Origin of the sequence: Leptospira stimsonii (genome assembly GCF_003545885.1) — a bacterium.
Lineage (GTDB): Bacteria > Spirochaetota > Leptospiria > Leptospirales > Leptospiraceae > Leptospira > Leptospira stimsonii.
This window is the reverse complement of the sequence record NZ_QHCT01000007.1, coordinates 175,485-200,125: the sequence shown is the minus strand read 5'-3', so window position 1 is coordinate 200,125 and position 24,641 is coordinate 175,485. Positions and strand designations below refer to the sequence as shown.

Genomic DNA, 24,641 nt, shown 5'->3' with positions numbered 1-24,641 from the left:
TCCCACTCCCGATTCTCTTATCTGGTCTGCAATTACTCGCAAACGAAAAAAAGAAGCAAGTCAGTTGAGCGCTTGGTGCTGTCTCATTTCTGAAACAGCCGTATGGACCAAAGTATAAATCCCTTCTGCCTAGTCAAATAGAATTTATAAAAATTCTTCCGGTTTCCCAGTTTCTTCTACGGAGTTATTATATGCAGATTATGTCTCCTGGATTCGAGATTGTCCACTTAAGGAAATGGTAGGTTCAAGATTAGCGGATTCTTTCATTTTTTTTATTCGCTCTTTTTCTTAGCAGAGGTCTGCTTTTTGAGGAATGAGGTCTTTTGAGTCTTTAAGACATAATTTTCTAATGGAGGGAGTGGACGGAAGACCGGCCGTGTATACCAAAGAATGCACATGGAACCGAAAGGAAGGCGATTCTAATCGGTATTTTTTTTCTTGGAAATGATAGAACCTTTTCGCAAAGAACATTTGGACGGAAGACCAGCTGCGGCTTTACGAAAGGGCTCCGAACTCTAAAAAAGATCTGTTCCACAAAGAATTCTTACAAAAACGAAAACTCAATCGATACGTATCTTGGACGGAACTCCGCACTCTTCCATTCTTTCACTGGAGAATCAAAAAACTCCAAAAGGAAAAATCCTTGTTTGCGAAAACGAGACCTCCATTCTGTCAGAATCGATGCAACTCAAGAGATCCCTCAATCTATTCGATTCTATTTCCCTTATGTTCAGCTCCATGGTTGGACCGGGAATTTTTATTACGACAGGATATATTCTTCATACGGTCCCGAATCCAAATCTCGTCCTCCTCGCGTGGATTTTAGGAGGTTTTCTCGCAGTGGCGGGAGCGATGTCCTACGCAAAATCGGCTTCACTCTTTCCCTACGCGGGAGGAGATTATGTTTATCTCAAAGAGGCATATTCTCCGATAGTCGCATTTGCAAGTGGATGGCTTTCTCTTTCGATCAACTTTTCAGCATCCATTTCCCTTTCCGCATTAGCATTTTCTAAATCATTCTTTTCGCTTATCAATCCAACTTGGGACATCTACTTTTTCGAATTCCCTTTTCTCGGGCTTACGATTTCAATCGGAACGGCGCAAATGCTGGCAATGGGAGCGATTCTCCTTTTTACGATTATTAATTTTTTTGGAATTTCGACGGCATCCAGAATTCAAAATCTTTTCACAGGGGTGAAAATTTTAGGACTCGTTTCGTTCGTCATCCTCGGATTTACGATCGGGAACTATGATACTTCCCGATTCCAATCCTTCGATTTTCTTCCTTCCAGTTTAAGTGGAATGGAACTGCTTCTTGCCGGAGTGATTCCTGTCACATATTCTTATCTCGGATGGAATATGATCACTTACGTCGCCGAAGAAGTAAAAGACCCGGATCGAAATATCTATAAAGCGGTTCTCTATTCTTGTGCGTTAGTCACCGTTCTCTATATTCTTATGAATTTTCTTTTCTTGAGCTCCGGATCCATCTCGGAACTTTCAGGAGATAAGATAGGAATCACCGCATCTTCCGCACTTTTCGGACCCAAAGCGACGATCTTCATCACGGCATTTATCTGCTGGGCATTTTTAGGATCCATTTCCGCTTACATCATCGGAGGTTCAAGAATCTACTTTGCTATGGCAAGAGACGGATTTTTCTTTCCGAGCATGGCAAAGCTTCATTCGAAACACAAAAGTCCTTACACTTCCCTCGCCTTTCAGTGCGTCTATGCGTGCTTGTTTTGTTTTGTAAAGGAGATCGAAAGTCTCCTCTACCTCATCACTTGTTCCACACTTCTCCTTGCGACAATCACCGCTTACACTCCGATCCTTTTTGAAAAAAGACATTACAAGTTAAAGTTTAGAATTCCAGGATATCCTTATACAACGTATCTCTATATCTTTTCGAATATTGTTATCATCGCTACTCTGGTCTGGAACAAACCTACGGAAGCGTTCTGGGGAATCACTTTCACACTCCTTTCCGTCCCGATGTATTATTATTTTAAGATGACAAAAAATTCTTCTCATCCAATCGCGATACCTCTGGACGCAGATTCTCCGGAAATCATGGCGACAAGTCTACTTCCGGAAAACGAACCCGTTCCTATTGCGAGTGGAGAATCCTAAGGCCCCTTGTTTTCTCTCAAAGTTAAGCAGAGACTCAAGCTTCATTCGTATTTAGGAATCCTTTCGATTCTACTTTTGTCCTTAAGAATTTTTGTCCCCCTTCCCTTCTGGACTTTTCAGAACTCCGAAGAACTTTCTCTTCTTTTCGGAAGAATAGGAATCACCTTTGGGGTACTTGCGTTTCTCACTGGTTCGGGCTTGGGAAATTACACTTTCGTCCAAAATTCAAAATATGCAGAACTTCACGTCATCTTATTGCTTGCTGGATTAGCGTTCCAGGTGCCGGGCATCAGCGCAAACCATTCCGATACGTTATCCACACTTGCATCCTGGATCGGTTTTCCCCTTCTCTTAGCCGGTTGGCTTTACGGAAGAAAAATCCGAAATCGAAAATAACCTCCTCGCGTTTTTCTCGGTTCCTTTACGGAATATTTCCGCTACCATTCTTCTTTCGTGAATCCGGAAACATCCCCTTTTCATCTACACTCCAAAATCTCAGGATCACAAAAACACATTCCATTTTTATACTATTCTTTTCTCAAAAGAAACAAAAAGCCTAATACCGATTCACAAACAGTTCAACATTCTAAAACCACATTCAGAATAATTAAATTTTAATTTCTTGAATGTAATTACTCGGGATTACGAATTCAGAGGATTTCTCTTTGCTTCAAAACTCAGAATTCGATTACGCGCAAAAATATTCGCGGATAAAAATCATCTTCAAAGGAATTCAAAATAAAATAGAGATCCAAGAAACAAATTAGAAGTATCCATTCCCTTTCTAAAAAAAATTGGCAAAGACCTCAGCAGGAATGCTCAATTTTCTTTAGCGAGCCGTTTAAAATCCATTGCCAAAAAAAGAAAGAAGAGAATATTCGCATCAGCTTTGTGGAGGCTTCATGAACTTTACATTTTCAGAAGATGAACAAATGTTCATTAATTTATTCTCCGATTTCTGCAAAAAAGAAATCGAACCTTATGCCGAGGAAGCGGACAGAAAAAAAGAAATCCCAAGATCACACTTTCATAAACTCGCTCAGATCGGTTATATAGGATTACCTCACGAAGAAGAATACGGAGGTCAAAACGCCGGAACGTTTCGCTCTTTGCTTTCCATGCAAGCATTAGGTAAGGCTTGCGGTTCCACTTTTTTTTCAGTAGGCGCGTCCGGGGGACTCTTTGGTTTACCCATTCATCATTTTGGAAAAGAAGAACAGAAGAAAAAGTATCTACCTGAAATCAATCAAGGAACAAAGATCGGATCCTTAGGGATCACCGAACCCGATTCAGGCTCCGATGTTTCTGCGATTAAAACGGTTGCGAAAGAAATTTCCAAAGGAGTCTATCAAATTTCCGGTCAGAAGACATATATCACAAACTCTCCAATCGCCGATTATTGCCTCGTCCTTTCTCGAGTACAAGATCTCAATGGAAAAGAAAAAGGTCTGACTCATTTTTTTGTGGATCTGAATTCGAAAGGAGTTCAGAGATCGGCTCCGATGGAGAAACTCGGGCTCAAAGCGTCTCAAACGGGAGCTCTCTTTTTCGAAGACGTAGAAGTCTCCACCGAAGACATTCTGGGAACTCTCGGAAAAGGGTTTCGTCAGACGATGCAGACATTCAACATGGAACGACTTTCTCTCGCCGCCTGGTCGATCGGACTGATGGAATCTTGTCTAGAAGAATCGAAATCATTTTCTTCCACAAGAAGGAGTTTCGGAAAACCGATCGCACAACATCAATCAGTCGGAAATCTTTTAGCGGAAATTTACACAAAACTGGAAGCGTCTCGTTGGTTTACATACAACGTGGCTTGGGAAATGGAAGAAGCGGATAAATTAGGAAAAGGGAATATGCATCTCTCTGGAAAATGCGCATCCTGCAAATTATTCGCTACGACTTCCGCAAGAGAAGTCACAAATCTTGCGGTTCAAATCCACGGAGGAGCCGGCTTCATGGAGGAATACAAGGTTTCTAGACTCTATCGTGACGTCCGCCTCGGTGAAATCGGCGGAGGAACGAGCGAGATCCAGAAACTTATCATCGCAGGAAGTATTATGAAATCATAATATACTGTTAAACTTTACCGCTGTCAGCGTTTTGCCGTTTTCGTTTTTATAGGAGTTCCTACAAAAAACACCGTAAATTCCGCTTGAAAAACGAGATTATTCGTGTTAGAGAGAAATTCACAAAAGTCCCACGAAGCCCGCCTCCTCCACCCGATGAGGGTGGGGGCTTTTTGAAATTTTACAGAAAATTTGTCGAAATTCGGACGACGCCGGTGGAGTTCGGAAAGGATGAAAAATCTAAACTTCTAATTCTTCTCTGAGGCTTTGATCATTTCTTTCAGATAAGAATGAATTTCCGGATCATTGTCTTGGATCAGTTGCCAAAATGAAAATCCGCGAATCTTAAACTTTCTGAGGAGATTCATCTTTGTTTCAAAAGATCTTCGATTCATATAAAAAGCGACCCTATCACAACCGCCTAACGTGTACCAAAGAGACGGGTCGTCATAAACGTGCCCTTCGTGTCTATAGAGATAAGGCCTTAAATACATCCAATCACCCGACTTCCTCAACTCCTTATAAATTTTTAGAACGTCGGTCGGCTCTTCTTCTCGAGGATGCCAGTTCTTCTTAATAAACTGCGCTCTCGAATAAAAAACAGCCTTGGAGGGGATATCACAATTCAAAGGCCAGTCGTATCCGTATGTCGGTATCGCCATGTAAAGTTTTTCTTTAGGTATTCTTTTAGTAGAATATTCTAATATTTTTTCAATCCACCAGGATGGCGCCTGTGGTCCGGGACCGGGGAAGGCGTTCTTTCTCGGATGAAGTTCATAAGCCATAATCTTCACTTTATCTGCGACTTTTCCAAGAAACTCGTAATCGTGCGTCAATTGCCCGCGATAAGCTTCGTAAAAATCGACGGAGATCGGGTTTTTAAGACCTTTACAATCGTACTTCGTTGTTTCTTCCGCTAAAGTTTTTGGATGAATTGCAACCGACAATAGTTTATTCTTTTTCTTTAATGCTCCCGAAAGTAATGTTAAGAATGCTTCAAAGCTTTCTTTTTTTTCACATGTCATCCCTTCGTAATCGATGTCGATTCCATCGTAGTCGTATTTATCGATTTCCTTCAGAATTTGTTCGATATGATAGTCGCGAATCTTCGTATTTCCGTTTAAGCCGATTGCATCGGAAATTTTTTCAAAATCATTTTCCCATCGAAAAATCGTAGGTATGATTTTTGTCTTCGGCGAAATTTTCTTTAGAGCCCAAATGTAAAACTCTTGCGCTTTCGGATTCCATACCGATTTTATATTTCCCGTATTACTCCTTCCTCCTTCCAAAGTATAAAGGAAAGGATGAATTTCGTCATAGAGTTTTACATTCTCCGTCATCGCGACGATATCGGAAGACCACGTAGATGCTAAAAATTCTTTCGACTTTTCGTCTTCTTCCTCCGATTCTCCTTGAAGAATAGAACGAAAACTTGGATGACCGAAAAGGTCACCGTGTCGCTCGTATAACACAAAAATTGCGACCAAGGAGATTAAAGATAGAATCAGAAGAATTATTTTTAAAGGACTTAGTTTTAATGATTTCATTCGGTGTTTTTCGCCATCAAATACAAAGTCTTTCGAATAGGAAAGTGAAAAGAATTTTTCCTTCTAATGATCCTCACGGACTTCGCCAGAAACCATGCTTCTATTTCGATATTTTATTTCCTATCAATCGGCACTTCACTTTCTTTTTTTCATTTAGAATTTTGATTCTTTTTTAAAGTGCAGACGTCCCTTTTCCTATTGACCGCTTCTACAAATTCGGCTTTCTTTGTGATGAAATCCGATGTCACAGTCTCTTCGCATTATTTTTTTGATTCTTTTTCTTTTCCACCTCTCTCATTGCTCTTACCTGGGTTTATCCAATGATAACGCGCCGAAAGCGGAGAACGGAGTTCTGAATCTTACAAAACTGGATTGGAACTCTCACAGGATAACGGACCTTTCGGGTGAATGGAAATTCTATTGGAAGCAAGTGATTTCGCAAAATAGAAATCAATCCGAGTCGCATAACAAAAATCGATTTATTCTAAAGAGTTCTCCTTCTGTCTGGAATGGACTCGATTTTTTTGGCGAGAAAATAGAAAGCCATGGATTTGCTACTTACGAACTTAGAGTATTACTACCTCCGGAAATCGAGAATGTAGCACTTTCCATACCGGATGAAGGAACAGCTTACAACCTTTATGCGAACGGGCAACTCATTGCGAGTGCAGGCACATTCGGACTTACTAAGGAGACTTCCTCGGCAAAATACAATCCTCAGATCGCCTCCCTTCCGAATTCGAACATTCTGGATCTAACTCTTCACGTTTCCAATTTTCAAAACCGTTGGGGAGGTTATTGGTATCCAATTCGAATCGGTAAACTTGAGGATATCCTAAAGGAAAACCAACGCAAGAATGGCGTCAGCCTGACGGTATGTATCTCCGCCGCAATTATGGCAGTGTATAATCTTTTGTTTTTTCTCTTTCGAAGAAAGGATCCAACCCCTCTCTTATTCTCAATTCATTGTGCGCTGATCTTTATTCGCGCACTGACGACGGGAGAAAGATTCGGTCATCAGCTGTTTCCGAATCTTTCCTGGGAAATATTAAACCGACTTGAATATATTTCCGTTTATTTATCCGCGCCGGTACTTTACGCGTTCCTTTATCGCTTCTCACCCAACCTTTTTTGGGAAAAATACGGTTCTTATCTCACTTTTCCTATTTATGTGTCATCGCTATCTGTTCTGATTCTCCCAAATCAATGGTATACACTTACACTATTTCCTACTCAAGTGTATTGCTTTTTAACGGTAATTCCGTGCTGGGCGATTCTTCTCATTTATGGAATCACGAAAAACTATGAAGGTGTCTGGATTCTATTTATTGGATATATCGGTGTCATGTTTTGTACGATAAACGACATCATTCTTACGGATAGCGTAAACAACTCCGTTTATCTTATTCCTTACGGTCAAATTTTTCTGATCGCTTCGCATTCCATTTTGATTTCCAGACGATTCTCCACTTCGCTTAACAAATCTGAAAATCTTTCCCACCAGATGAAAACCCTCGTTTCTTCCACAAGGGATATCATGTCTTCCTCTTCGTTCGCCTCAGCGACGCAGACCGCGCTTGAAATTCTTTCCAAGAACATACGAAAGAATCAGGAACTCTTTATCTATCTTCCGGAACAAAATTCATCGAATTGGAAACAGTATTCAATCGATACGGAAAATGATCTTCGTGTAACTGAAGTATCAGGTTTTCTTTCACACGATACAATCGATGTAAATTTATCTTCCCTATCAACTCCTTCAATATTAAACGACCGTCTTCTTCTTCCGGTACAGAGTAATCAGACGAATTTTGTGGTTTTAGATCTTCCAATTCAAGGGTTTCTTAACCTGGATTCCGAAATGGACTGGGTGCAAGGAATCGCATACGCACTGGCTCTTTCCATTCAGAATTTATTGAGAGAAGACCGAGATAAACTCGCGGTAATCGGAGAACTCTCCGCAGAAATCGCGCATGACATCGGACACCACGTCATGCTCATCCAAAAAATTCTTAGAAATATGAATCAGAGTGAAAAAGAGGTTTCCGATATAAGCATCAGTCAAGCCAATAAAGAAACGGAAGCCCTCGCCAATCTTTCCCTAGACATATTAGAGTTTTCTAAAAAAAGAATCATTCTGGATTTAAAATCCGTAGACATAGGCGAATACTTCAAAGGCGTGAGGGAAGATCTCGACCTTTTTTTTGAAGGCACAGGCATTCGTCTAACTTTTGAAATTTTCGCCGATGGGAGCGTAAAATTGGATCCCCTACGCATCCGTAGATTGGTCCTCAATATCGCAAAAAACGCGGCAGATGCATTGGGAAAGAACGGAAACTTTTCGGTAAGGATCGAAAAAGAATCGGAAACACTTTATATCGTTTTTAAAGACGACGGGCCGGGATTGAGCGATGATCTTAAAAAAGCATTTTACGGATTTTTAATACAAACAAAAAAACCTCAGGGAACCGGACTCGGATTGTCCATTGTTAGAAAAATCGCCGTCGCACACGGCGGTGAGGTTCTCTTAGATTCCTCTCCCGGACAAGGCAGTCGAATTACGATCTTACTGCCTTGTTAACAAATAACTCATTCGCTTATCAATAAGTATAAACGAATTCTATATGCAATACTATTAAACTACTCGCAAATGGAAACCGAGCCGATGTTTTCCGCGGTAGTGGGATTTCCAAAACCAAAATCTACCTTTGTTCCCCAACCTTTAGAATCATATGTATAAGTAAACGCTCCATCCGCCGATGTGGTTGGAATGGTAGCACCGGCCGCGTAGGTATAGACCAAGTTTTGCCCGGAGGAATTCGATTTTGGAAATCCATTTGCGTCATAGTTGGAATAAGTTACTATCGCAGGTGAAGCGACTGCAGTAAGTTGATTGGAAGAGTTATATGTAAACGTATTGGTTGTTCCGCCTTCTACGCGACTTGTTAATCCTTTTTGCGCATGCAAATTTGATAACGGTGGAGGATCCACTACTCCAAGTTTACCTGCGCTCGAAGAAGAATAGGTCCTTATGACAGAGTTACCGCCGCCGACAGGGGAGCAGGTATAAACCTTACCGGCTACCGTGCAATTGTATGTTGTCGTTTGTGCACCGTTTCCGTCTTTTACGATTACTTGTTGAGGAAGACTGAAACAATTTCCACCGGCGAGTACAATCAATCCCGTTAAAAGACCGGTATCATCCGATTTATCTTTCTTGCAAGCGCCTGTAACAAATAGAAACAACGCCAAGCTCATGCTTACTATAATTTTATTCATCTTTGTGACTCCGAATATGTTTGAGAATCGAATCAGGATTCCTGAGAGCAGATTATCACAGAGAAGACATTGATGAAACTTCGGGAACTACTTAGAAAAAAAGAATCTATCCGTAGTTCTTAGGGAAAATGGGAAAATTTTTTTTGGTAAAAAAATTCAAGTAATGAAATGAATTAAATCAAACCGGAGGACTTAAGTTGGATCAAAATTTTTCCAAGTTCTATGATATTCTCCGTGTCCAATTTTTTAAAAATAGATGCCCTATGAGTCTCAACCGTTCGAACGCTTAACTCCAATTCGTCGGCGATTTCTCGATTCATCTTTCCGTCCGCTAAAAGATTGAGAATTTCGCGCTCCCGTTTCGTAAGTCGTTTAACAATATTACTGTGTTCTTCCTGAATTTCAGTCTCCGGTCTGAAATTTTTGACCGCCTCAGGAAAAACTTTTCCTCCCGTCAAAACGGTTTTTAATGCGTCGATGATGGAATGAGTCGATTCGCTCTTTAGAAGATAACCGTCCGCTCCTAATGCGAACGCCTTTTGAAGATAGGACCAATCTCTGTGCATCGTCAAAAAGACGATTTTAAGCTCGGGAAATTTCGATCGGATCGCTTCCATTTCTTGAATTCCGTTCTCGTCCTGCAATGCTACGTCGCTTATCAAAAGGTCGGTCCTGGAAAAACCCATTTTACGAATTCCTTCCCTCAGCGAACTTGCAGAACCGGCAAATATGAAATCCGGGTCGGCTTCAATCACAGCCTGTAATCCAGAGCGGACAACTGGATGATCGTCGATGAGAAAAACGGAATATTTCCTGGTTTGAACCATTCTACCAAAAAAAACATGGACTCGTTTCTCTGTAAAATAATTTCTAACAAAATCTTTGTTAGGTTATTCCAAAGTTAGTAGAATGACCGACTCCTCGCCTTGAGAAGTTGACGATTATCCGATTGAAAGAATCTAAAAATGCATTACTTTTTTAATTATGCGGTGATCCCCTGTTCCAATCCTTTGCGGGATTTTGTTTTTCAGCCTATGCGTTTGTAGAGTCTACAACGGTTTATCAGCGATCGGCTTCCCGAACGGATACCCGTAACCGGAACCTTCTGAGAATAGGATTTCGATCTTTGGAAATGCACTGATGGCGAGAGAATCAGAGTCTATCGCCGTGAACCTGATATGCTATTTCTAGATTTGGAGCCCAATCACAAAGAGGAGAAGCAGTGATATAAAACGACAGAGTTCGAAAGAAAATACGGAATTCGAATTGATCAATCAAGAAAGTAGATTCTAAAATAATGATTCCAATTTGATTCAAGGGAAAATTCATTATAAAAATACAATACGTCACAGTCGGTTTAAAATAATAAACCGACTATTGAAAACATTGCTAGTAGGATTTAGAATAAAACTATTTCTACTGGTTCCGATCCGCTTCCTCTTTTAAGAATTCAGAGGCTGTCGAAATCTTTGCAAAGATATAACCTAGTGCTGATAAAAAAGCTCCGTGTATTTGTTCGGCAGGGATAGAATTTGATTCAAATTTTAAGGCCCGGGTTGCGGACGCATCCGAAATGACCACGATATCCTTGTATCCGAGGTCGAAGGCGGCCCGGACCGTTGAATCTACGACCATGTGAGTCATCATTCCGAAGATCACCAGACGTCTCACATTTTTCTCCTGTAATTCTTTCAAAAGATTCGTATTCAGAAACGGATTTACCGTATGTTTTACGATCACGCTTTCTCCTGCGATCGGAGTATGACTGGAATGAAATTCTACTCCGGGAGTACCGGGAAAAAAGAAAGTCGCCCCTTTTCTTGTCGATACGTGCTGAATATGAAAGACCGGAAGTTTTTTTTCCCGAAAGTAATGGAGGACGTTTTCCCCTTTGGAAGCGGCTTTGCTCGCCCCATCCAACTCAAATTTTCCGCCCGGAAAGAAATCCATCTGAACATCCAAAATCAATAGAGCGGTTGTAACCGATGCAGGTGGTGCGCTCACTCTTAGGTTCGTCTGCGGAGAACAATTCCAGACGAGAAGAAGAAAAAAGGCGATTTGCGTTTTTACATATTTTTTCATAAATTCCTCTTAAAAATTCTTGGACAAACCTGCGCTCCCGCCTAAATTCTACATCAAATATTAGTATTTATAATAATGATATTTTCTAATCTATCAAATCACTTTAAGTGATGGATTTCGATTTGTATTTTCGACTTTGGAGAATTTAAAATGGATATTCCTTCGTTAAGAATCTTTAGAGAAGTGGTAAGAGAAGGCAGTTTTACGCGAGCGGCCGAAAAACTCCACTTCGTGCAATCAAACGTCACCGCGCGGATTCAAGTTTTGGAAAAAGAACTCAAGACGAGTTTATTTCTGAGATCGAAAAACGGCGCATCTTTAACTGCGAAGGGAAAAATTCTTTATGACTATAGTGAAAGAATTCTGGCTCTTACGGAAGAAGCAGAAAGAGCACTTTCCGAGTCCGGAACTCCGGAAGGGCCCTTGGAGATAGGCTCGGGACAAACGACGGCTTCGGTAAGACTTCCTTCGATTCTTTCCAAATACCATTTAAAATTCCCTAACGTTCGACTTTCTTTGAGACAAGGTAATACGGAAGACTTGGTGAGAGCGGTCTTAGAAAATCAATTGGACGGAGCCTTCGTCTACGAAGGTTTCCCCCATTCGCAATTCTTAGAAACGCCCGCCTTTCAAGAGAATCTTGTAATCGTAGCACCGAATACGATGAAACGAAATGAAATTGTTTCCTCTTGGAGACAACTTTCGATCCTAACTTTTAAGTCGGGATGTACGTTTCGAAATCGATTGGATCAGTGGATCCAAGAACAATCCCTTCCGCCGGGAAAAAGAATCGAGTTCGATTCCTTAGACGCGATTCTTTCTTGTGTAATTTCCGGAATGGGAATTTCTCTTTTACCGGAATCTTATCTCAATGAAAGAAGGCAGAAGAAATTCGTTACAATACTTCCCCTCTCTTCGAAGCTTCGTAAAATTAGAACCATCTTTATTAGGAATCGTGAATTAAAATCGGGAAATTCGTTAAACGAATTCGTGAGAATGTTTGAAAAATAGAAAGGTTTGCTTTATTAAACGGAAATCCCTTTTTTTTTCAGAATATCAAGGGCAGTCTGACGTAGAATCGGGTGAATCTGAAATTCGGATGCGTCCGGAAAACTTGAAGACGATTTCTCGCTTTGAAGCGGGTCGTTCGGGGTTGTTTTGAATTTATCTGCCCCGATCCATTGGCTTAATGCCCACATCATTCTTTGGAAAATTTCATCGATCCGTTTTTGATAGCCGGCTTTTTTATAATATCCATACGCGAGAAGAGGCATCTTTTTCTCATACATAAAATGATCACCGAGACGAATGAGACCGTCTTTGTATTCGGCTTTGACAAAAAGATCTCTGGCCTTCCGAATATCACCTTCATTGAAGGCACGGTTTCCTTCTCGAATCGTCTCTGCCCTTTCTCTCGAATCCATATTCTAAGAATCGGGCTTTTTTTATTTTTCGCAAGTGAAAAACGTAAATTTTCTTTCCCGGCCCAACGCGGATGCATGCCCTTCTCAATGAAAAACGCTGATTTTTCTTTTGTTTGACCCCTTAAGGAAACCTTCGGCCAAGACGGGAACGGTGATGACTATTCTTTGTGTTTAGGCGCACTTCGTAGAATTGCATGTCATTGTGAAGAGCAAGCTCGTGTCCGTGTTTAGGCGAACTTCGTAGAATTGCACTTCACCATGAAAAGTCCGGCTCGCATTCGTGCTTAGGCGAACTTCGTATAATTGCATGTCATTTTGAAAAGTCAAACTTGCGTCCGCGTTTAGGCGAACTTCGCATAACGAAAAAGATTTCTCGCCATTATGTTTCCGATCGCGGTAGCGCAAAATGTGAATGGTGATTGCTCTGCAACGCCTTTGCTTCCGATCGCAAAACGTAGCCGCTAGGCAAAGTGTCGAAGGCTGAAGTAAGAACGCGGACAGTAAGCCGGGAAAGGAAGTACAAGTCGATGTTATGCGTAGTCGTTAAATCAATAGATTTTCAGCTTTATGTTCTTGCTCATTAGTTTAAAATGTTTATCCAGAGTAAAAAGTATCGCTTTATTCTGAACCACATTCTGAGCAATGATTAAGTCTGGAATGCCAACTTTATTTATCCCATTTTTTAGATTCGATACTTGATACTCAATGATTTGATTCCAGTCGATTTTCAATGAAAATCTTTCTATGGCTTCCAAGGAAGAAATGATCTTTGATTGCTTTCGTATCTTAAGAAAGGGAACTAATTCCGATAAAATTAAATCGTTGGTATAAACATTCTCGGCATCAATTAATTCGTCAACCTTCGCGGCAATTGAAGAATTACTGTTCCCTAGATACTCGATCCAAACCGAAGAATCTAATATTATGCGACTCATCTTTTCCGCAAATCATCTAAATTAATTCCGATATTAACCGATCCTTTGTACCTTTTCAGATCTTTCAATTTTTCTCTTCTGATTAAGGAAGTAAGTCCTTCTTTAATTACATCCGTCTTCGTCTTCAGATGAGTCAATCTCATCGCCTCTATAAACAATTCTTCGGGAATGTCAACTGTTGTTCTCATTATATGCATAAAGTATTAGATTTATATGCATTGTCAATTCTTCTTTTAATTGAGCAAAATTACTCTTATGAAAAGTAAAATCAATGATCCCACTTTCCCCTTTCGGAAATACTTTGTGATTATCGAAATCTGAATTTTTGCCATTGAAGCATACATGCCGATCATAGTAAGGTCATGCTCGCGTCCATGTTTAGGCACACTTCGTATAATTGCAGGTCATTGTGAGGAGCAAGCTCGTGTCCGCGTTTAGGCGAACTTCGTATCATTGCACCTCATCGTGAACAGTCAAGCTCGCATCTGCGTTTAGGCGAACTTCGTATAATTGCACTTCATCGTGAACAGCCAAGCTCGCATCTGCGTTTAGGCGAGCTTCGTATAAAAACCTCTCTGAATTCTCCGGCAAGCGTTTCGAAATTCCCAAAAAGAAACCGAACCTCTTGACTGCTCTTGTCAGTAAAGAATCGTAAAGACGGAATTCATTTCTCTTGTTTGGGAAAAGGATCTAAGAATTTTCCGAACAGCCAACGAATTATAAAATTCCATCCACTACAGTTTTTTCGAGAATCTACTTCTGGTAATCTTTCCAAGAAAATTCTTTTCCAAGATTTTCCTGAAGTTCATTGTATGACTTCTCCAATCCGGTCTCGGATGGAGGTGAAATGAATTTGTGTGGGTACGGCTGATTCTTTCCGAATGGGGAAAACTCGTCTTTCCTTTAGGATTATTCTTTTCAAATTCTCTTTTTTCAGATGGATCGGAATCGATTCCATCTTGGCGGATTCATTCTTCTTTTTTCCTCAATTCCTTAGAAGATAAAGGAAGGGTTTTCGGAAGCAAAAAACTTCGATCCAGCGTTCTTCCGTTTTAGCAAAGACCTTTCAATTCTTTCTTTCGTCTTTGGAACCTTCCGAAAGAACTCAAATTTCCGCCCAAGGGTCGAAGTTCCGTCCACTTTTTTGTTTCAGAAATTCATTCTTTTTTTAGAACTCCCAAAAAAGACTGACATCTAAAAGAGAAAGAATTCTTTAATCTCATTCAAAGAGGTATTCCATGACTGAACTCAAAGTTGGTTCCAAGGCCCCCGGTTTTACAGGGCTCAACGAAAAAGGCGAAAAAGTAAAACTCTCCGATTTGGCGGGCCCGAAAGGAACGGTCCTCTATTTTTATCCCAAGGATCAAACCCCGGGTTGTACGACCGAAGCGTGCGATTTTCGAGACAATTTTGCGAGAATCAAAAAGACAGGCTTCAACGTAGTCGGAGTTTCCAAAGATACCGTAAAATCTCATCAGAAATTCATTGAAAAGCAGGAGCTAAACTTCACGCTGATCTCAGACGAGGATGGAAAGATCTGCGAAGCCTTTGACGTCTGGCATCTTAAAAAATTTATGGGAAGGGAATCGATGGGAATCGTTCGTTCCACCTTCCTCATCGGCGCAGACGGAAAAATTTTAAAAGTTTATCCGAAGGTCAGCGTCAAAGGACACGTGGATGAAATCCTCTCCGATATCAAAGCTCTGGAGAAAAAATGAAACTGGATAAGAATAAGATCCAAATCTCGATCGGCAAAAATACTTCGAAGTCTTTCTATAAATTACAGGTTCTCTTCAAAGATCATTTTCCGGAGAATCTCAAAACAAAATTCGCCCTTCAGACATCTTCCGGTATTTTCACGGGAGATTACGGCCAAACCTTTTCCGATGAAGCCGAGAAGATCCTCTATCTTGGATTAGGCGAATCCTCCAAAGTAAAAACGAGAAGTGTCGCACAACTCTTCTTCTCCTTCGGAGAAAAGCTCCGGAAATGGGACGGAGTTGGACTGGAGATTCATCTTCCGAAAATTCTTACAACCGCGCTTCCCGCGGATATCCTCGTCTATCAAATCGTTAACTCATTAGAACAAGGTGCATTCGCAATCAATGTACTTTCGAAAGAATTCCGCGAGAATTCCAAAAAGACGGGATCGGTTTCTTTCATTCTTCAAGACGCCGCGAAGGCGAAGGACGCAGAAAAAGGGCTGAAACGAGGGAAGATTGTGAGTCGTTATATCAACGGTGCCCGTTATATCGCTCATCTTCCCGCCAATCATTTTACTCCGGAAGAATTCGTCTCTCGCTCCAAGGAAATCGCAAAAGACAACACATTGAAGATTACCGTCTTCGACGAACCTCAACTCAAAAAAGAGAAGATGGGTGGGATTCTCGCCGTCTGCGAAGGCTCGGATAAAAAAGCGAAGATGATCATTTTGGAATATACTCCCGCAAAACCGACCACGAAGAAAAAACTTGCGATCATTGGAAAAGGTCTTACTTTCGATTCCGGCGGAATCAGCATCAAACCGGCGCAAGACATGCACGAAATGAAATATGATATGTGCGGCGCCGCGGCGGCAATTCACGCAATCGGCGCGATCGCAGAACTCGGATTAGGTGTCCCTGTTATCGCGGCGATCGGAGTTGCGGAAAATATGCCGGACGCATCCGCCCTCAAACCGGGTGACGTTTACACGGCCCACAACGGAATTACTGTGGAAGTTCAAAATACGGACGCGGAAGGTCGTTTGGTTTTAGGAGACGTTCTTTCTTACGTTGGAAAAAAATTCAAACCCGACTTTATGTTGGATCTTGCGACCCTTACGGGCGCGATCATCATTTCTTTAGGCCATGAAGCCGCGGGTGTGATGAGCAACTCGGAAACCTTGACGGCGCTTCTCAAAGATGCTTCTCAAACTTCGGATGAAAGAATCTGGGAAATGCCTCTCTGGGACGAATATGCGGAAGAACTCAAGAGCGATATCGCGGACGTTCGTAATATCGCGAGCAGAGCGGGCGGTTCTCTTTCTGCGGCAAAATTCTTAGAGAAATTTGTAGAATCCGGGATCGCATGGGCGCATATCGACATCGCCGGCGCCGCATGGAGAAAGAAAGGATCCGGAACTCAAATCGGAAACGGACCAACCGGATACGGCGTCCGCTTGCTCGTAGATCTGGCCGAAAAAATCGGAAAGAAAAAATAAGAAGAAACCTTCGGGACTTGGAAAGAATTCTCGAAGGTCTTCAACAAACAGGCAAAGTGATCGCCGCCAGAACCACGGTTTCCGGTTTATCGGAAATCGTGTGATCTGTAACGTTTTTGATTCCGAAACTACCTCCGTGTTTTCTTGCGATGATATCAACGAGAGTAAGACCCAATCCGGAAAAAACTCCTTCCGTCTTTACGCTCTCATCTAAGAATTTCGCCAAACGGTAAAAAGGTTGTTTCACGAGCGACTCTTGTTCGGCGGAAATTCCGGAAAGGTAATTAGAATCGAAATTATTTTTTACATAGAGATTGAACAAACCGGACTTGGAAGAAAAATAAACGTCTACTTCCCCGTTTTTATCAGAATACTTCAACGCATTGACTAAGAGTTCGTAAAAAATCATAAGAAAGGAATCAAGATCGATCATTACGGAATCCTGATAATGATTGTGATTTACATTCGGCATTCGAAAGGTAAGTCCCTTCGTTTCCAAATATTCCTTCTCATTCAATGAAAATGTTTGAAAGTGTTCGGTGAGTTTTTCGATCAAATGGGAGACCGTCACTCTTTTCAAATGAGGCGCTACTTCCCTATGTAACAAGGTTAAACTTTCCTCGAGACGATTGATGTTTTTTTCGATGTAATCGCTACTCTCGTAGAGCATATCGACCAAATCGGAGGATATTACGTAATTCGAATCTACTTTGTTGGCAGAGGACTTGATCATTTTTACCAAACTGATGAGAGTCCCGATTCCACCGCCGCTCAAGAGCGCGTATTTGATGTTATTGAGGGTCGTTCTCGAAAGTTCGATCATGGAATCCAAATCGGTGACCCTTGAACGCTTATACGAAACCCAACCCAATTGCTCTTTTAAACGAATGTTCGATTCTTCTTCGAAAAGTTGAATGACCCTTCTTCTTTTGAGTTCTTCCGAAACCTGCTTTAGTAGATCTTTGTAATGTGTCGCGTCGATCGGCTTTAGGATGTAATCAAAAACGCCGAGATTCATCGTTTCGATGATCGTATGCGGTTCCGCGTGCGCGGTCATAACGACAAATAGAGATTCAGGAGAATTCTCCTTCATCTTTGAAATAAATTCTTTCCCGTCCATTACCGGCATTTCCAGATCCACGAAAAAAACATCCGGTTTAAATTCTTCCACCTTCGAGAGAGCTTGTTTTCCGTCTTTGGCCTCGCAATATTCCACACCGATCTTTTTGGACATGTGAATCATCGTATTTCGAAGGAGATCGTCGTCTTCGAGAATCATTACTCTTGGAAAAATTTCAATCGTTGCTTCGTTCTTCAACTTTGGACTCCTACGGACAATATAATTTTATTATACTTTTAGAATGTAGAACGTTTCTATCACAGATTATTCATAAAGACGAATCAAATCCTAAGGATGCGAGCCGGAAAACGCAGAAATATTATTTTATTTAGAACGGTTCATCGATTTTAATCGATTTTTTCCCCATTTCCTTTACGGCCCGCGTCGTAGAAAAACGAGACTTAAGGGATAGAGAATCGATTTGGACGGAATTCAACTCTCAGGAACGTTCCGGGTCGAAAATGGAAAGATTCGGATTCTCCCTGATTGAGAAAACGAAATACGAAATCCTCGTATCCGGGAAGCATACTCGGACGGCTTGGATTCGGTCTGATGCGAAAATGTTTTCTTCCTTTAGGTATTCTCAAAATAAAATCTCGGTAAAGAGGGAGAGAAATTGGTCCTTCATTTCAGGACGGATCGGAAACGATACAAAAGAATAAAGTCGAAATGTCATTTGAATTCAAACTCTAAGAAAAAAGTTTTTTGAGGTGTGGAAACAAACGGGATTAGAATCGCTTCCGCTTGATCCATTCTCCCGATTGTATTTTTTACTTAAAAAAATCCAAGAAAAAGATATATTCCTTTTTTATTATATTGTTGCAAGAGCTCTGTTTGCAAGTTCGTATCCTCCCGTCTGCGCGGGATGAAAACTCGGTTTCAAATAGAGAAAGAACGCCTTCGCCGTTTCCGTAAAAAGGATCCTCCCAAAAGGTCGAGAAGCCTTGAGATCCTGAAAATATTTATTGAGACCCACGTTGGGATCCGTGATGATAAACCAGTGTTGAAAAAACACGACGTATCCCCAAAAGATCCAGGAAGCGAGGAAGAATCCGAAAATTCTCAAGAAATAACTTTTAGAAACCGTCTGTAGAACATCATATGCGACCGACTTGTGTTCTATTTCTTCGCAGGCGTGCCAGAGAAGGAGATCTCTCATTTCTCCATAAGCGTGTTCGTGAAAGCCATGTCTCAGTGTGATTTCCCCCATCGTAGCCGTGTAGTGTTCCATTCCGGCGGTAACGGAGAGTTTCAATTTTTTTCCAAAGAAGAATTCAAAGAATGGAAGCATCACTTGAAACGCGCTCCATTCGAAAAAACGAACGAAACGACTCACCGGCTTTCCTTGTTTTGCGAGAACCTCCAAAACTTTTTCGTGTTCTTTACCATGCTGAACTTCCTGTCCTATGAAAGCTTTGATGGAAGTTTGTAATTTCGGATCCTTCACCTGATCCGAAAACGCCTTGACGCTTTTTATAAAAAACCGTTCTCCCTCAGGGAAAAGAATATGATAAGAATTGATGATATGTGTGATAAAAGAATTTCCCGCGAAATAGTGTTCCGGGAGATCTCCCATTTTTTCAAAATCCATCTTTCGAACAGTGGGTTGATTTGCGTCGATCGGTTTTAAATTCCGCTTCTGTCGTTTTGTTTCTTCGGTCATATTTTTCGCTCCTTTACGCACACTTCTTTTGCTTGAAATGAGAACTATAGAGGATTAAAGGACAATTCTCATGCCGATCTTTGAAAAACTCCGACTGATTTCGAAATCAGTAGAGAAAAAGTGAGCCTTTTTTGAGAAGTTTGGACGGAAGACCGGCCGTCTCAAAGATGGAGAGAAGAATTTTGATTTTCCGAAGTGTCGGATTCTACGGAAAAAAGTAGGAACTCACACTTTCTAAGAATCTTTCTGCGATCCAAGAACGAGCGCGCGGATCCCGGACTCCAAGATTTGAAAAAAATCGATCTGGAAAACGACGAAATCGGGTGAAGATTGAAGCACCTTGGAAACGATCGGAGCGGGTTCCGCGTGATGCCAGAGTCCCACGATCAGTGCATGAAGATGTGTGAGAAAGTTCAAACCCTCCTCCGTCTTCTTCCACTTCAGAACTCTACAGAGCTCCGGAACAATGTCCAGAACGTGTTTGCGAACAGAAGTTTTCAGTTGAAGAGCGCTTTCAAAAGCAACGTTCTTTTCCAAAAGAGCGGAACCGATCGCCATCAAACGAACCACTCTCTGATTTTCCCGCAAGGATTCGGTAATCCAAGAAGCAAGTTCTGCCCCGTTTATCCCGGACTTTTTGGAGCGAAGAAAGTTTAAAAAAGAATCAAACCAAACCTCGTAGTCCGTTCTATGAATTTCCAAAAAGAGTTCCTCTTTGGTTCTAAAATAGAGATAGAGAGTCCCTTTGGCAACGCCCGCTTTTTTTGCAATCTGATCCATCGATATTTTTTCGAAAGAGGATTTGTTAAATAAGGCGATCGCGGCCCGAATTAAAAGCTCCTTCTTAACTTTCTTGTCGTCGTCTTTTACTGCCCGGGTTTTCATTCTGTTTCTTTCGAATCGATTTCGAATTTCCGATTCTTCTTTTCCATCTATCAAAACGCGCTCCACAAAAACAATCCCCTTTTCCATTTCTAAACGTCGTTTTTGATCTTGACTATGACTTTGGGTCATTTTAATATGACCGGAAGTCATTATATAGTGACTCACAGTCATTTAAAGGAAGTAATCTAAGAATGAAACGAAAAACCATATTGATCACCGGAAGTTCTTCCGGAATCGGAAAAGCCGCCGCCAAACACTTTCAGAAGAAAGGTTGGAACGTAATCGCAACGATGAGAAATCCCGAGAAAGAAAAGGAACTTCAAAATCTTCCGAATCTAATCTGCCTTCCTTTGGACGTGACAAGATCGGAAACGATTCAAAAGGCGATCCAAGACGGAATCAAACATTTTGGCGATATCGACGTCTTAGTAAACAATGCGGGCTATGGACTTGTTGGTCCGTTCGAAGGAGCCAGCGAGGAACAAATCAGGAGACAGTTCGATACAAATGTTTTTGGAGCGATGGATGTGATTCGAAATATTCTTCCTCATTTTCGGAAGAATAAAAAAGGGAACATCGTCAACGTCGCGTCCATGGGAGGAAGAATCACCTTCCCTCTTTATAGCCTCTACCACGCAACCAAATGGGCCTTGGAAGGATTTACGGAATCTCTTCAATACGAGCTCAAACCTTTCGGAATCAGAGTGAAACTCATCGAACCCGGAGCGATTGCGACGGACTTTATAGGCCGATCTTCGGATTCTACTTTAGAAAATTCTCCGGAAGAATACAAACCATTCGCGAACGCGGTCTTCCAAAATATGGAGAAAGCGATGATGACAAGTTCTTCCGAGGCGGTCGCAAAAGTGATCTTTAAAGCCGCGAATAGTTCTTCGGGACGCCTTCGTTATGTGATCGGAATGGACGCAAAGTCCCTTTTAGGATTGCGTAAATTTCTTTCCGACCGAGTCTTATTCGGAATTATGAAATTGGCATTATTGAGTTCCACAAAAAAAGCCGCTTAATCAAATTTTAGGAGTCCTTATGTTTGGAAATCGAATTCAAAAAGTTTCTTTTGTATCCTTGATTCTTCTTTTGGGATTTACCTCGTTGGTTCTTTTGCAAACCGCTTGTCTGAGCTCTTTCGGAGGAACCCCCGAAGGAAAGAGAATGGAAAGAATGCAGACTTCCAAAATGTATAAGGACGGTAAGTTCGAAAACGATCCTTTTGTTCCGATGCTCGTTTCCGGTTCTTATTCCGATATGATCTGGAGACAACTTTTCGGAGGAGAAGTGAGAACTCCTCCTTCTTCCATCCCGGTCGTTTATCCGACTTCGAAGAATTTTTCGGAAACTCCGGCTCCCGGACTGAGAGCGATTTGGTTTGGTCACGCGTCCGTCCTTGTAGAAATCGACGGAATCAGAATTTTTACCGATCCCGTTTTTTCGAATAAGGTTTCTCCTTTCACGAGCATCGGACCGGAACGATTCTTCCCACCCCCGATCGCAATGGAGGATCTTCCGAAAATCGACGCGGTCGTAATTTCTCACGATCACTACGATCATCTGGATATGCTTACAGCAAAATTTCTCGCTTCCAGAGGAACCAAATATTTTGTCCCTCTTGGGATCGGCGCACATTTAGAACGTTGGGGTGTTCCTGAAAATCAAATCGTAGAATTGGATTGGTGGGAAAAGGGAAAAGTCGGAGAAGTAGAAATTGTGTGCACACCTGCGGTTCACTATTCCGGGAGAGGACTCTTCAATGGAAAGTCTACACTCTGGTCTTCTTGGAGCGTCCTTGGTCCGAAGAATCGTTTTTTTCATAGCGGCGACACGGGTTATTCTTCTCATTTTTTAGAAATCGGGAAACGTCTCGGACCCTTTGATTTGAGTTCGATCAAGGTCGGAGCGTACGATGTTACTTGGGAAGGAATTCATATGAATCCGGAAAAGGCCGTCCAAGCACACGTCGATCTCAAATCGAAACGGATGCTCCCCGTTCACTGGGGAACATTCAATTTGGCGATCCACGACTGGACCGAACCGATCCGGAGAACCCTCGAAGCCGCCAAACTCCTCAACGTCGAACTGGTCACTCCAAAACCGGGGGAAACCGTGGACGGAAGAACATCCTTTCCCTCGGAATCCTGGTGGGAAAGAGTGAAATAGATTCTTCGTTTTCGAATTGAGAGAAGAATCAAATTCCGAAAAGGAGAGATCTCTTCCTGATTCCCCTTCCAAAAGGTCTCTTCCTGAGCTTTGTAAAAGTAGGAACTCACACTTTTCCCTCGCAAGGGGGATTGGTATTACAGGAAAAAGTGAAAAGTAACGGAGCTGGGATAAGTGTTTCCAGGTCCTGAAGAAAAAATCGTATCTTCTTACGGAGCTTGGTCCCGGTTAAAATTTGGAAAAGTGGACGGAACTCCGGACAAATTCCCCTTTTTAGAACCGATTCTTCCTAAGGACGGGCCGAAAAAGTAGGAACTCACACAAACACCCCACTTCCATAAAGTCGACTTCTGTCTCCTAAAGTCTTCCCAAGGACCTACGAATCCCTTGACTCATAGTGCACCGCCAAAAAACTGGTCTTAGATTGTGCGATGCACAAATTTGAATCTACGGAGGCATCCAGTGAATTTTCGCAAGATGACCCGATTTCGATTTCGTTATCTCCTTTGGTTGCTCTTACCTTTGAGCTTCCAACTCGTTCTTGCCCCCCTTGCGGGTGCACTGGGTCAGAAAACGACCTTCCTCGACGAAGAGACCGTCGAACTCAAGACCATTCAAACCTATATCCTGGAGGTCCGACCTTCTCTTTCCAAAGAGTCGCTCCAAAGGCTCTCCCAGGTGATTCTCCAAGAATCCAGAAGATTGGAGCTCGAATCCTGCACATTTCGTTGCTCAGACACTGATAAGGTAAGCCTTCTCATCGGGCTGATTCATCTTGAATCCGAATTCAAAGCAACGGCTCGCTCCCCGAAGGGTGCGCGCGGATTTATGCAAATCATGCCGAAAACAGCATCTTGGCTTTCCAAAAAGGAAGGATGGAAAACGTCCGAAGAAGATCTCCACAAACCGGAAGTGAACATTCACTTGGGTGTTTCCTATCTAAACGATCTTTTGGAACAGAGAAAGGGAAACACGGAAAAAGCCCTCCTCTCCTACAACGCCGGACCGGCCGCGGTTGATCGTTGGGGCGGGGTTCCGGAATACAATCAGATCATCCTCTCCAACCAATCCCGTTATTTAGAATTGAGAGAAGAAGTCGCAAACAATCTTCGTTAGAAGGTTCGGAAATCCTTGAGAGGTTTGATAAAAATTCTCTCAAGGAACCCAATCCGATTTATTAAAATATTTATCCTCTAACTCTCGTAAGGCGCCGGAACGAGTGAGTTCCGAAATAAAAAAATCGAAATTCCGGACGAAGACGGGATCGGATAGTGGAAACGCGGCGCTTATATCTTCTCTCTGCACTTGCTCCAAAAGAGGTCGAAAATTCGAAGCGACCGATTTGTCCTTGAGTAAGATTCCCTTGATATAAAAAGAATCGGCCACAAGACAATTTGCGGTTCCATTTTTCACGGCTTCCCAAGCGGAAGGAGTATCTCCGTATGTAAAGATTCGATTGTTCTTAAAGTTTTTCAGAAGGTATTCGTGACGATTGGAAAAGGAACGAACCGCAAAGGTGACTCCGCTTACGTCTTGTAAGTCGAGAATGCTTCTAAAACTCTGAGTCGTGATGATACTTCCTTCCGGAGGAGGAGGAAGAGCGGTCTTTCGGATCAAGGCGGCCGGTGTGGAGATCAGATAAGCCGAGCTGAAACGGACCTTTTTGGATCTTTCCAAATTGCTCGAGATTCCGGAAAGGGCGATATCAGCGTCTTTTTTTTTGATCGCCTCCGCGTATTCCGCAAACTCGGGATAAGAAATGAATTTGAATTTTACACCCAGAAAATCCGCATACAACTTCCCCAATTCATAATCAAAACCCGGAAATCCTTCTTTCGCATTGACTACATAAAACGGTTCGTCCGCTTGATTCCCTGCGACCCTCAGTTCTCCCCTTTCCAATATTTCCTTCAACCGAGAAGAATTATAAAACTTGAATGTAGATTCTTCCGCTTTCAAAGAATCCGTTAGATTCCAGAAAGAAATAAATCCAAGGAGAATCAAAAATGAAATGCGCTTACTTGAAATTTTTTTAAACATTTTTGAATTTCTCCTATTTTAGAAAAAGAATCCGTTGTTCATCCTTTGATCCATCTTGAAGGAATTCCACTAACACTCATCGTAAATATT

General features: G+C 41.9%; 21 protein-coding genes and 1 pseudogene. 11 read left to right on the top strand and 11 right to left on the bottom strand.

From position 1 onward, the window contains the following. Positions 1 to 726 precede the first annotated feature (726 nt). The 3 genes from DLM75_RS20310 (at position 727) to DLM75_RS20300 (ending at position 4,205) form a co-directional block, all read left to right on the top strand. Entirely contained in the window at positions 727 to 2,133 is a 1,407-nt protein-coding gene (locus tag DLM75_RS20310) for an APC family permease (RefSeq protein ID WP_241547999.1), read from the top strand. A 6-nt stretch (positions 2,134 to 2,139) separates the two neighbouring features. Continuing rightward, a complete protein-coding gene (locus DLM75_RS20305) occupies positions 2,140 to 2,529 on the top strand; it encodes a hypothetical protein (RefSeq protein WP_118970318.1) in 390 nt (129 codons plus the stop codon). A 506-nt stretch (positions 2,530 to 3,035) separates the two neighbouring features. Continuing rightward, positions 3,036 to 4,205 (top strand): acyl-CoA dehydrogenase family protein, encoded by a 1,170-nt coding sequence (locus DLM75_RS20300; RefSeq protein ID WP_118970337.1) that lies wholly within the window; start codon positions 3,036 to 3,038, stop codon positions 4,203 to 4,205. Between the two features lie 245 nt (positions 4,206 to 4,450). Here the strand turns inward: DLM75_RS20300 and DLM75_RS20295 are convergent. After that, positions 4,451 to 5,590, bottom strand: a pseudogene (locus DLM75_RS20295) (glycosyl hydrolase family 18 protein); the annotation flags it as partial. Positions 5,591 to 5,990: 400 nt separating this feature from the next. On the opposite strand from DLM75_RS20295, the gene DLM75_RS20285 reads away from it, so the two are divergent. Then, complete coding sequence (locus DLM75_RS20285) at positions 5,991 to 8,330, top strand: sensor histidine kinase (RefSeq protein WP_118970315.1); 2,340 nt, start codon at positions 5,991 to 5,993, stop codon at positions 8,328 to 8,330. A 59-nt stretch (positions 8,331 to 8,389) separates the two neighbouring features. Here the strand turns inward: DLM75_RS20285 and DLM75_RS20280 are convergent, their stop codons facing one another. The 3 genes from DLM75_RS20280 to DLM75_RS20270 form a co-directional block, all read right to left on the bottom strand. After that, positions 8,390 to 9,028 (bottom strand): hypothetical protein, encoded by a 639-nt coding sequence (locus tag DLM75_RS20280; protein WP_118970314.1) that lies wholly within the window; start codon positions 9,026 to 9,028, stop codon positions 8,390 to 8,392. Positions 9,029 to 9,201: 173 nt separating this feature from the next. Further along, a complete protein-coding gene (locus tag DLM75_RS20275; RefSeq protein WP_118970313.1) occupies positions 9,202 to 9,855 on the bottom strand; it encodes a response regulator in 654 nt (217 codons plus the stop codon). A gap of 589 nt (positions 9,856 to 10,444) precedes the next feature. After that, on the bottom strand, positions 10,445 to 11,110 hold the full coding sequence (locus DLM75_RS20270; RefSeq protein WP_118970312.1) for a cysteine hydrolase family protein: 666 nt from the start codon (positions 11,108 to 11,110) through the stop codon (positions 10,445 to 10,447). Positions 11,111 to 11,260: 150 nt separating this feature from the next. Between DLM75_RS20270 and DLM75_RS20265 the strand changes: the two genes are divergently transcribed. After that, positions 11,261 to 12,121, top strand: coding sequence for a LysR family transcriptional regulator (locus tag DLM75_RS20265; RefSeq protein WP_118970311.1), 861 nt, complete (start codon positions 11,261 to 11,263; stop codon positions 12,119 to 12,121). Between the two features lie 14 nt (positions 12,122 to 12,135). On the opposite strand, the gene DLM75_RS20260 is transcribed toward DLM75_RS20265, so the two are convergent. From DLM75_RS20260 to DLM75_RS20250, 3 genes are all read right to left on the bottom strand, one after another. Then, positions 12,136 to 12,534 carry a hypothetical protein gene (locus tag DLM75_RS20260; RefSeq protein WP_118970310.1) on the bottom strand — a complete coding sequence of 133 codons (399 nt, stop codon included), beginning with the start codon at positions 12,532 to 12,534 and terminating at the stop codon, positions 12,136 to 12,138. A 548-nt stretch (positions 12,535 to 13,082) separates the two neighbouring features. Further along, a complete protein-coding gene (locus DLM75_RS20255; RefSeq protein WP_118970309.1) occupies positions 13,083 to 13,469 on the bottom strand; it encodes a PIN domain-containing protein in 387 nt (128 codons plus the stop codon). After that, complete coding sequence (locus tag DLM75_RS20250; RefSeq protein ID WP_118970336.1) at positions 13,466 to 13,657, bottom strand: type II toxin-antitoxin system VapB family antitoxin; 192 nt, start codon at positions 13,655 to 13,657, stop codon at positions 13,466 to 13,468. Before DLM75_RS20250 ends, DLM75_RS20255 begins: the two co-directional genes overlap by 4 nt. Positions 13,658 to 14,707: 1,050 nt before the next feature. Between DLM75_RS20250 and bcp the strand changes: the two genes are divergently transcribed. Together bcp and DLM75_RS20230 are read left to right on the top strand one after the other, a co-directional pair. Further along, the gene (bcp, locus tag DLM75_RS20235) at positions 14,708 to 15,187 is read left to right on the top strand and encodes a thioredoxin-dependent thiol peroxidase (RefSeq protein ID WP_118970306.1); all 480 of its coding nucleotides are present in this window, start codon (positions 14,708 to 14,710) and stop codon (positions 15,185 to 15,187) included. Next, positions 15,184 to 16,671, top strand: a complete 1,488-nt coding sequence (locus DLM75_RS20230; RefSeq protein ID WP_118970305.1) for a leucyl aminopeptidase family protein — start codon at positions 15,184 to 15,186, stop codon at positions 16,669 to 16,671. The genes bcp and DLM75_RS20230 overlap by 4 nt, the downstream gene beginning before the upstream one ends. Positions 16,672 to 16,711: 40 nt before the next feature. Here the strand turns inward: DLM75_RS20230 and DLM75_RS20225 are convergent, their stop codons facing one another. The 3 genes from DLM75_RS20225 to DLM75_RS20210 all read right to left on the bottom strand — a co-directional run bounded on the left by DLM75_RS20225 (position 16,712) and on the right by DLM75_RS20210 (position 20,339). Then, complete coding sequence (locus DLM75_RS20225) at positions 16,712 to 17,989, bottom strand: response regulator (RefSeq protein WP_118970304.1); 1,278 nt, start codon at positions 17,987 to 17,989, stop codon at positions 16,712 to 16,714. Positions 17,990 to 18,602: 613 nt separating this feature from the next. Next, the gene (locus DLM75_RS20215; protein WP_118970302.1) at positions 18,603 to 19,454 is read right to left on the bottom strand and encodes a metal-dependent hydrolase; all 852 of its coding nucleotides are present in this window, start codon (positions 19,452 to 19,454) and stop codon (positions 18,603 to 18,605) included. Between the two features lie 234 nt (positions 19,455 to 19,688). Next, positions 19,689 to 20,339: a TetR/AcrR family transcriptional regulator gene (locus DLM75_RS20210; protein WP_158586497.1), complete on the bottom strand. Its 651-nt coding sequence runs from the start codon at positions 20,337 to 20,339 to the stop codon at positions 19,689 to 19,691. A gap of 191 nt (positions 20,340 to 20,530) precedes the next feature. Here DLM75_RS20210 and DLM75_RS20205 point away from each other — a divergent pair, with 191 nt between their 5' ends. From DLM75_RS20205 to DLM75_RS20195, 4 genes are all read left to right on the top strand, one after another. After that, the gene (locus DLM75_RS20205) at positions 20,531 to 21,364 is read left to right on the top strand and encodes an SDR family oxidoreductase (protein ID WP_118970300.1); all 834 of its coding nucleotides are present in this window, start codon (positions 20,531 to 20,533) and stop codon (positions 21,362 to 21,364) included. A 19-nt stretch (positions 21,365 to 21,383) separates the two neighbouring features. Next, entirely contained in the window at positions 21,384 to 22,511 is a 1,128-nt protein-coding gene (locus tag DLM75_RS20200) for an MBL fold metallo-hydrolase (RefSeq protein WP_118970299.1), read from the top strand. A 174-nt stretch (positions 22,512 to 22,685) separates the two neighbouring features. Continuing rightward, positions 22,686 to 22,823, top strand: a complete 138-nt coding sequence (locus DLM75_RS24315; RefSeq protein ID WP_158586496.1) for a hypothetical protein — start codon at positions 22,686 to 22,688, stop codon at positions 22,821 to 22,823. A 150-nt stretch (positions 22,824 to 22,973) separates the two neighbouring features. Next, on the top strand, positions 22,974 to 23,627 hold the full coding sequence (locus tag DLM75_RS20195) for a lytic transglycosylase domain-containing protein (protein ID WP_118970298.1): 654 nt from the start codon (positions 22,974 to 22,976) through the stop codon (positions 23,625 to 23,627). 39 nt (positions 23,628 to 23,666) lie between these two features. Here DLM75_RS20195 and DLM75_RS20190 read toward each other — a convergent pair whose 3' ends face one another. Further along, positions 23,667 to 24,551, bottom strand: a complete 885-nt coding sequence (locus DLM75_RS20190) for a substrate-binding periplasmic protein (RefSeq protein ID WP_118970297.1) — start codon at positions 24,549 to 24,551, stop codon at positions 23,667 to 23,669. Positions 24,552 to 24,641 lie beyond the last annotated feature (90 nt).